The 9,160-nt window shown below is 69.3% G+C and carries 7 protein-coding genes and 1 pseudogene; 2 read left to right on the top strand and 6 right to left on the bottom strand.

The window, feature by feature from the left end; all coding sequences use genetic code 11:
• The 3 genes and pseudogenes from AC067Z_RS10760 to AC067Z_RS10750 form a co-directional block, all read right to left on the bottom strand.
• A pseudogene (locus tag AC067Z_RS10760) lies at positions 1 to 145 on the bottom strand (vitamin K epoxide reductase family protein); the annotation flags it as partial.
• A gap of 169 nt (positions 146 to 314) precedes the next feature.
• Positions 315 to 1,577: a histidine--tRNA ligase gene (gene hisS, locus AC067Z_RS10755; RefSeq protein WP_478789126.1), complete on the bottom strand. Its 1,263-nt coding sequence runs from the start codon at positions 1,575 to 1,577 to the stop codon at positions 315 to 317.
• Between the two features lie 11 nt (positions 1,578 to 1,588).
• On the bottom strand, positions 1,589 to 2,296 hold the full coding sequence (locus tag AC067Z_RS10750) for an MBL fold metallo-hydrolase (protein WP_478789125.1): 708 nt from the start codon (positions 2,294 to 2,296) through the stop codon (positions 1,589 to 1,591).
• A 218-nt stretch (positions 2,297 to 2,514) separates the two neighbouring features.
• Between AC067Z_RS10750 and AC067Z_RS10745 the strand changes: the two genes are divergently transcribed.
• Together AC067Z_RS10745 and AC067Z_RS10740 are read left to right on the top strand one after the other, a co-directional pair.
• Complete coding sequence (locus AC067Z_RS10745) at positions 2,515 to 3,306, top strand: peptidylprolyl isomerase (protein WP_478789124.1); 792 nt, start codon at positions 2,515 to 2,517, stop codon at positions 3,304 to 3,306.
• A 177-nt stretch (positions 3,307 to 3,483) separates the two neighbouring features.
• Complete coding sequence (locus AC067Z_RS10740) at positions 3,484 to 4,713, top strand: DUF349 domain-containing protein (protein WP_478789123.1); 1,230 nt, start codon at positions 3,484 to 3,486, stop codon at positions 4,711 to 4,713.
• A gap of 143 nt (positions 4,714 to 4,856) precedes the next feature.
• On the opposite strand, the gene AC067Z_RS10735 is transcribed toward AC067Z_RS10740, so the two are convergent.
• The 3 genes from AC067Z_RS10735 to secF form a co-directional block, all read right to left on the bottom strand.
• Entirely contained in the window at positions 4,857 to 7,340 is a 2,484-nt protein-coding gene (locus AC067Z_RS10735) for a RelA/SpoT family protein (protein ID WP_478789122.1), read from the bottom strand.
• A gap of 179 nt (positions 7,341 to 7,519) precedes the next feature.
• Entirely contained in the window at positions 7,520 to 8,062 is a 543-nt protein-coding gene (locus AC067Z_RS10730) for an adenine phosphoribosyltransferase (protein WP_478789121.1), read from the bottom strand.
• On the bottom strand, positions 8,059 to 9,159 hold the full coding sequence (gene secF, locus AC067Z_RS10725; protein WP_478789120.1) for a protein translocase subunit SecF: 1,101 nt from the start codon (positions 9,157 to 9,159) through the stop codon (positions 8,059 to 8,061). The genes AC067Z_RS10730 and secF overlap by 4 nt, the downstream gene beginning before the upstream one ends.
• Position 9,160: the final 1 nt, after the last annotated feature.

The raw sequence follows: 9,160 nt of genomic DNA, 5'->3' as shown, positions 1-9,160 counted from the left end.
CGATCGTGATCACCCACGCCGCCAGCAGCCCGGCCGCACCCGTGATCACGAGCATCCAGGCGAAAGCGCGACTCGCGCCGACGGAGCCGTGGGCGTCGTCCCCACTGCTGCCGGAGGAGACGCCGTGGGCCGCTGCAGTCGTCATATCGCCGTTCCATCGTCTGCCGGTGTGCTGAAGCACCGCCATTCTGCCGTACCCCTCCCGGATTTCTCCGTTCGATCGGGATAAGGAACACCCGAAAGCGGTGGTCAGTCACACTGCAACGACCAAGGGGCCCGCGGCAGTTGATGCCCCGGGCCCCTTCGGGTCGCTGTCAGACCAGCTTCGCGCGGAGGTCCGTGACCACGGTGTCCAGGGCGACCGCCTGCTGTTCGCCGGACTCCATGTCCTTGAGCTGGACGACGCCTTCGGCCAGATCACGCTCACCGGCGACGAGGGCGTAGCGGGCGCCCGAACGGTTGGCGTTCTTCATCGCACCCTTCAGGCCGCGGCCGCCGAACGAGAAGTCAGCGGCGATGCCCGCCCTGCGCAGTTCGGTGACGACACCGAACAGCACCCGGCGGGCCTCCTCGCCGAGCGGGACGGCGTAGACGCTGGTGGACTCGGGCAGAACGAGCTCGATGCCCTCCGCCTCCAGCGCCAGGACCGTGCGGTCGACGCCGAGCGCCCAGCCGACGGACGGCAGCGCCGGCCCGCCGATCATCTCGGACAGACCGTCGTAGCGGCCGCCGCCGCCCACCGCGGACTGCGAACCGAGACCGTCGTGGACGAACTCGAACGTCGTGCGCGTGTAGTAGTCGAGGCCGCGCACCAGCTTCTCGTCGTCCTCGAACGCGACACCGGCTGTGGTCAGCAGCCCGCGCACCTCCTCGTGGTACGCCTTGCAGGCGTCACACAGGTAGTCACGCAGCATCGGCGCACCCACCAGCTGCTTCTGGACCTCGGCGCGCTTGTCGTCGAGGACCCGCAGCGGGTTGATCTCGACCCTGCGACGGGTGTCCTCGTCGAGGTCGAGGTCGCGCAGGAAGCCCTGGAGCGCCTCGCGGTAGACGGGTCGGCACTCCTTGTCGCCCAGGGAGTTCAGCAGGATGCGGAAGTTGCGCAGCCCGAGCGCGCGGTACGCCTGGTCGGCCAGGATGATCAGCTCGGCGTCCAGCGCCGGGTCCTCCGCGCCGATCGCCTCCGCGCCGACCTGCGAGAAGTGCCTGTAACGGCCCGCCTGCGGCTGCTCGTAGCGGTAGTAGGAGCCCGAGTACCAGAGTTTGACCGGCAGGTTTCCGACCCTGTGGAGGTTGGCCTCCAGTGCCGCCCGCAGCACCGACGCGGTGCCCTCGGGGCGCAGCGCGAGCCGGTCGCCGCCCTTGGTCTCGAAGGCGTACATCTCCTTCGAGACGATGTCGGTGGACTCACCGACACCGCGGGCGAACAGTTCGACGTTCTCGAAGCCCGGCGTCTCGATGTAGCCGTAGCCGGAGTTCTTCAGCGGGGTGGAGATCGCATCGCGCACGGCCAGGAACGTGGCGGAGCGCGGCGGGGTCAGGTCGTACGTGCCCTTGGGAGCCTGGAAAGTACTCACGAAAAGTCTCGTCACATTCCTCGTCGGGGAGCGTCCACGCTCCCGAGGCCGGCGGCCACGTCCCGCAGGTACGGGTTGGTGGCGCGCTCGCGGCCGATGGTCGTCTGGGGGCCGTGGCCGGACAGCACCACGGTCGAGTCGTCGAGCGGCAGGCACAGCCGGGCCAGCGACTCGAGCATCTCGTCCATGTCGCCGCCGGGCAGGTCCGTGCGTCCGATGGAGCCGGCGAACAGCAGGTCACCCGAGAAGAAGACGGACGGCACGTCCGCGGCCTCGGGCATCCGGAAGGTCACCGACCCCTTGGTATGGCCGGGCGCATGCGAGACGGAGAAGTCGAGACCGGCCAGGCTCAGAGCCGCTCCGTCGGTCAGCTCCTTGACGTCGTCGGGCTCCCCCACGGTCAGCTCGCCCATCAGCGGCATGCCGATGGAGCGGCCGAGCGCCTTCTCGGGGTCGCTCATCATGTAGCGGTCGGCGGGGTGGATCCACGCCGGGACGTCATGGGCGCCGCAGACGGGGACGACGGAGGCGACATGGTCGATGTGGCCGTGGGTGAGCACGACGGCGACGGGCTTGAGCCGATGCTTCCTGAGCGTCTCCTCGACACCCTGGGCGGCCTGGTGGCCGGGGTCGATGATCACGCACTCCTCGCCTGCGGCGGGGGCGACCAGGTAACAGTTGGTCCCCCAGGCCCCGGCGGGGAACCCGGCAATAAGCACGATCGTCCTCAGTTCGGTCGTCGAGAGGGCATGTGGCGGATCGGCGGGCGGTACTGCACGCGTCGATCACAGCAGTTCAGAGACTACCGGCGCTGCTCGTCCCACAGCCAACCCGTATACGGTACGGGGCAAGCTCAGCGGTCGGCATCACGCGACGTGCGCAGCCCCTCGACGAACACGACAACTTCGACGTTCACGACCGACAAGGAGAAGACCCGGTGGTCAGCAGCGATCAGCGGCGGCGGCAGCTCGCCAGGGAGAAGTTCGAGCGCCAGCAGCAGCGTCGGGAGCAGGCGCGGAAGAAGGCGAAGCAGCGCAACGCGATCATCGCCGCGGCGCTCGCCGTCGTCCTCGCCTCCGGCGGGGCCGTCTATGCCTCCGTGGCCCTGAGCGACGGCGACAAGGACGACAGCGCGTCGCAGACGGACAGCTCCCCCAGCGCGAGCCCCTCCGAGTCGGAGAGCAGCGCGCCCGCGCCCGCCATGTCGATCGACAAGAAGGCGAAGTACTCGTTCGCGCTCGAGACCAACGAGGGCGGGATCACGATCGCGATGGACGCGGCGAAGACGCCGCACACGGTGAACTCGTTCAAGTCGCTGGCGGACAAGGGCTACTTCAACGGCACCAAGTGTCACCGTCTGACCACGCAGAACATCTACGTCCTGCAGTGCGGCGACCCGAAGGGCGACGGCACCGGCGGTCCCGGCTACACGATCCCGGACGAGAACCTGACGGCGCTCGGCAAGGCCGGCGACGACGGCACCGTGACCTTCCCGGCGGGCACCGTCGCGATGGCGAACACCGGCCAGCCGAACTCGGGCGGCAGCCAGTTCTTCCTCGTCTACAAGGACACCAAACTGCCGCCCACCTACACACCGTTCGGCACCATGGACGACAAGAGCCTGAAGATCGTGGAAGCCGTGGGCAAGGCAGGAGTCGAGGGCGGCGCCGCCGACGGTGCTCCGAAGAAGCCCGTCACCATCGAGAAGGCCTCCGTCCCGAAGGTGTGAGCGGAGGAATTTCGGCCGCGCTGAGTGCGGACAGCCGGGCAGCCGGTCGCCTAGATTGGCGTTGTGCAGCGCGCGCGTGATGTCGCGCTGTGTAGGGGCGGGCGAGGCCCGTCCAGGAAACTGTGGACGATGCCCGGGGGACGAACTCCCTCGCGGGCATCAGGTTGAGGAGGCGCTGTGAGCAGCGACCCGTGGGGCCGCGTCGACGAGACGGGCACCGTGTACGTGCGTACTGCCGAGGGCGAGCAGGTCGTCGGATCGTGGCAGGCCGGCACTCCCGAGGAGGCGCTGGCCTATTTCGAGCGCAAGTACGAGGGCCTGGTGGTCGAGATCGGCCTCCTCGAGCGGCGGGTGAGGACCACCGACCTTTCTGCCAAGGACGCCCAGGTGGCGATCGACCATCTGCGTCAGCAGGTGGACGAGCACCACGCGGTGGGCGACCTCGCCGCGCTGCGCGTGCGTCTGGACGCACTCGTGGCGACGGTCGAGAAGCGCCGTGAGGAGCGCAAGGTCCAGCGCGCGAAGCAGAGCGACGAGGCGCGCCACGCCAAGGAGGCGCTGGTCACCGAGGCCGAGGAGCTGGCGCAGAGCGAGCAGTGGCGGGCCGCCGGTGAGCGGCTGCGGGCGCTGGTGGACACCTGGAAGGGCCTGCCGAGGCTGGACCGGAAGTCCGACGACGAGCTGTGGCACCGCTTCTCGCACGCACGCTCGGCGTTCTCGAAGCGGCGCAAGGCGCACTTCGCCTCGCTGGACGCGCAGCGCGAGGAGGCCCGTCAGACCAAGGAGCGGCTGGTCGTCGAGGCCGAGTCGCTGTCCGGTTCGACGGACTGGGGCCCCACCGCGGCCCGCTACCGCGACCTGATGGCGCAGTGGAAGGCGGCGGGCCGTGCGCAGCGCGAGGCCGAGGACGACCTGTGGAACCGCTTCCGCGGCGCCCAGGACATCTTCTTCGCCGCGCGCAGCGGGGTGTTCGCCGAGCGGGACGCCGAGCAGTCGGAGAACCTCAAGCTCAAGGAGGAGCTCGCGGTCGAGGCCGAGAAGCTGGTGCCCGTGACGGACCTCAAGGCGGCGCGTGCCGCGTTCCGGTCCATCAACGAGCGCTGGGAGGCCATCGGCCATGTGCCGCGCGACGCCCGGCCCAAGGTCGAGGGCCGGATGCACGCGGTGGAGCGGGCCCTTCAGGAGTCCGAGGAGAACGAGTGGCGCCGTACGAACCCTGAGGCGCGTGCGCGTGCCGAGGGTCTGACGGGTCAGCTGCAGGCGGCCGTGGACAAGCTGCGCGGGCAGATCGACGCGGCGCGCGCAGCGGGCAACAACGCCAAGGCGGACAAGCTCGGCAAGGAGCTCGAGGGCCGTCAGGCGCTGCTGGACCAGGCGCTGAAGGGCCTGGAGGAGTTCGGCGGCTGATCTTTCGCAGCCGCAGCGTACGGCGAAGGGCTCCCCGCCTCATGGCGGGGAGCCCTTCGCCGTACGGGCGCTCTCCGACACCACGAAAGCCCTGCGCATGACCCATGCGCAGGGCTTTCGACGGGCTACGGTCTCGCGGGCCGTCAGGGCCGCCGCGCCGACGTCACGCGGTACACGTCGTAGACACCCTCCACGCCCCGCACCGCCTTCAGTACATGGCCGAGGTGTTTCGGATCGCCCATCTCGAACGTGAAGCGCGAGGTGGCCACCCGGTCGCGGGAGGTCTGGACGGCCGCGGAAAGGATGTTGACGTGCTGGTCGGACAGGACACGGGTGACGTCCGACAGCAGCCGCGAGCGGTCCAGCGCCTCGACCTGAATCGCGACGAGGAAGACCGAGGACTGGGTGGGCGCCCACTCGACGTCGAGGATGCGCTCGGGCTGCTGCGAGAGCGAGTCGACGTTCACACAGTCCGCGCGGTGCACCGACACCCCGCTGCCGCGGGTGACGAAGCCGATGATCGGGTCGCCCGGGACCGGCGTACAACAGCGGGCGAGCTTGACCCACACGTCCTCGACACCCTTGACGACCACACCCGGGTCGGCGCTGTTGCGCCGCTTGGTGCGGCTGCGGGACGGCGGGGTGGACTCGGCGATGTCCTCGCTGGCGGCCTCCTCACCACCGAGGGCCTGCACCAGCTTCTGCACGACGCCCTGCGCCGCCACATGGCCTTCGCCGATGGCCGCGTAGAGCGAGGAGATGTCGGGGTAGCGCATCTCGTGGGCGAGGGTGACCAGCGAGTCGCCCGTGAGGATCCGCTGGATCGGCAGGTTCTGCTTGCGCATCGCCCGCACGATGGCGTCCTTGCCGTGCTCGATCGCCTCGTCGCGGCGCTCCTTGGAGAACCAGGCGCGGATCTTGTTCCGGGCCCGCGGCGATTTGACGAAGCCGAGCCAGTCGCGCGAGGGCCCTGCGCCTTCGGCCTTGGAGGTGAAGACCTCGACCAGGTCGCCGTTGTCGAGGGTCGACTCGAGCGGTACGAGACGCCCGTTGACCCGTGCTCCTATGGTGCGGTGGCCGACCTCGGTGTGGACGGCGTAGGCGAAGTCGACAGGGGTGGCACCTGCGGGGAGAGCTATGACGTCGCCCTTGGGCGTGAAGACGAAGACCTCGTTGCGCGAGAGGTCGAAGCGCAGCGACTCGAGGAACTCGCCGGGGTCCTCGGTCTCCTTCTGCCAGTCCAGCAACTGCCGCAGCCAGGCCATGTCGTTGACGGTGTCCTGGCCGGCGCTGCCCTTGGCGGCGCGGGGCACGTCGGTGCGGACCTTGGAGGTGCCGGCGACGGTCTCCTGCTTGTACTTCCAGTGCGCGGCGATGCCGTACTCGGCGCGGCGGTGCATGTCGAACGTGCGGATCTGCAGCTCGACCGGCTTGCCGTTGGGGCCGATGACCGTCGTGTGCAGCGACTGGTACATGTTGAACTTGGGCATCGCGATGTAGTCCTTGAACCGGCCGGGGACCGGGTTCCATCGCGCGTGCACGGTGCCGAGGGCGGCATAGCAGTCGCGGACCGTGTCGACGAGGACACGGATGCCCACCAGGTCGTAGATCTCCGCGAAGTCACGGCCGCGGACGATCATCTTCTGGTAGACGCTGTAGTAGTGCTTGGGGCGGCCGGTGACGGTCGCCTTGATGCGGGCGGCGCGCAGATCGGACTGGACCTCGTCGGTCACTATGGCGAGGTATTCGTCGCGCTTGGGCGCGCGCTCGGCGACGAGACGCACGATCTCGTCGTACATCTTGGGATAGAGGATCGCGAAGGCGAGGTCCTCCAGCTCCCACTTGATGGTGTTCATGCCCAGCCGGTGCGCCAGCGGGGCGTAGATCTCCAGCGTCTCGCGGGCCTTCTTCTCCTGCTTCTCCCGCTTGAGATAGCGCATGGTGCGCATGTTGTGCAGCCGGTCGGCGAGCTTGATGACCAGGACCCGGGGGTCCTTGGCCATGGCGACGACCATCTTGCGTACGGTCTCGGCCTGCGCCGCCTCGCCGAACTTGACCTTGTCCAGCTTGGTCACGCCGTCGACGAGCAGGGCGACCTGGTCGCCGAAGTCGCGGCGGAGCTGGTCCAGCCCGTACTCGGTGTCCTCGACCGTGTCGTGCAGCAGGCCCGCCATCAGCGTCGCCGGGTCCATGCCGAGTTCGGCGAGGATCGTGGTGACGGCGAGCGGGTGGGTGATGTACGGGTCGCCGCTCTTGCGCTTCTGACCGCGGTGCCAGCGCTCGGCGACCTGGTACGCCTTCTCGACCTGGCGCAGCGTGGACGTCTCGATCTTCGGGTCGTTGCTGCGCACGATCCGCAGCAACGGCTCGAGCACCGGGTTGTACGGCGAGGAGCGCTGCACTCCGAGGCGGGCGAGACGGGCGCGTACGCGGTTCGAGGAGCCGCCGGTGCGGGCCGTGGCGGGCGGCAGGGGCTTGGGCGCGGAAACGGGCACCGGGCTGACGCGCTCGGGCGCGGCGGGCTGCGGCTTCTCGGCCGGCTCGGCCTCGGGCGTGACAGGGGCTGCCGCGGCCTTTTCGGCCTGCTGGTCGGGCTGCGCGGCGGCGGGCTGGGCCTCGTCTGGCAAGGGCACTCCTCGTGCGGTTCCGGGTCCCCCGGTCAGGCCCGGAAAGGCCATGGTATCGACCCCGCTGTTCGGGTGCGCACGAGGCGGTGGGAGTGACCGTGCGCGCGAGACGACGACGGGTGCCCCGGAGGATTCCGGGGCACCCGTCGTATGCCGAGGCGCGGCGTCATGCCGCCGCGTCAGAGCGTGATCAGTGCCTCCAGCGGCGCACCGGCCAGGGCACCGTCGAGACGGGCACGGCCACCGAGGAAGCCGAGCTCCATCAGGACCGCGACACCCGCGACCTCCGCACCCGCCCGCCGGATCAGCCCCAGCGCGGCTTCTGCGGTGCCGCCGGTGGCGAGGACGTCGTCGATGACCATCACGCGGTCGCCCGCGTTCAGGTCCTCCGCGTGGATCTCGATCTCGGCGGTGCCGTACTCCAGCTCGTACGCCTGGGACAGCGTCGCGCCGGGGAGCTTGCCGGCCTTGCGGACCGGGATGAAGCCGATGCCCGCGCCGACGGCTACCGGTGCCGCGAGGATGAACCCGCGCGCCTCCAGGCCGACGATCTTCGTCGCCCCGTGGCGGACGCACAGCTCGGTGAGCGCGTCCGTCAGCGCCGTGAAGGCGACCGGATCGGCGAGCAGGGGCGTGATGTCCTTGAACATCACTCCCGGCTTCGGGTAGTCCGCGACATCACGGATGCGGCTGAGCAGCAGCTCCTGGGTCGAGGCGCTCACCGGCGACGGCCCGACGGACGGCTGCGGCCACGGCCGCGGGGACCGACGACGGCACCGGCGGCGGTCGTGTCACCGGGCTCGTCGGCAATGGAGCCCGAGTCGTCGCCCGGCTCCTGCTCGCCCTTGGCAGCGGCGGCCGCGCGCTTGGCCAGCACCCGCTTCTTCAGGGCCTTCATCTGCGGCTCGCGCTCCTTGAGGTCGGCGACCAGCGGAGTGGCGATGAAGATCGAGGAGTACGCACCGGCCGCGAGACCGACGAACAGGGAGAGCGAGATGTCGTTCAGCATGCCGGCGCCGAGGACGCCGCCACCGATGAACAGCAGGCCCGCGACCGGCAGCAGCGCCACGACCGTGGTGTTGATGGAACGCACCAGGGTGCTGTTGATGCTGCGGTTGGCAACCTCGCTGTAGGTCCAGCGGGTCTGCTTGGTGATGTCCTTCGAGCCCTCCTTGAGGGAGTCGAAGACCACGACCGTGTCGTACAGCGAGTAACCGAGGATGGTCAGCAGACCGATGACCGTGCCCGGCGTGACTTCGAAGCCCACCAGGGCATAGACGCCCACGGTGATGGTGATGTCGTGGATCAGCGCGACCAGGGCCGCGATCGCCATGCGCCATTCGAAGGCGATCGCCAGATAGATCACGACGAGGATCATGAAGATCCCGAGGCCGGTCCATGCCTTGTTGGCGATCTGCTCGCCCCAGCTGGGTCCGACCAGTTCGCCGTTGATCGTCTCCGCGTCGACCTTGAGGGTCTCGGCGAGCTCCGCCTCTACCTTGTCGGCCTGCTGGGTGTCCAGCTCGCTGACCTGGATGCGCAGACCGCCGTTGCCCAGCTCCTGCACGATCGCGGGGTGGCCGGAGGCCGCTTCCGCGGCCTCCTGGGCCTGTGCGACCGACGCGCTCGTCTTCGGCGTGGTGAAGACGGCACCGCCCTTGAACTCGATGCCCATGTTCAGACCCTGGACGACCAGGCCGAGGATGGCCGTGATGGTGATCAGGATCGAGACGCCGTACCAGATCTTTCGCTTGCCGACGAAGTCGTAACCGACCTCGCCCTGGTACAGCCTGGCACCGAGGTTGCCGAGTCGTGACATC

The sequence above is a fragment of the Streptomyces sp. NPDC043812 genome, from assembly GCF_056436245.1.
This window is presented reverse-complemented; position numbering and strand designations above follow the sequence as displayed.

Excerpts from the sequence above, each read along its gene's own strand:
- secF (WP_478789120.1), bottom strand. The coding sequence starts at position 9,159 with ATGTCACGACTCGGCAACCTCGGTGCCAGGCTGTACCAGGGCGAGGTC.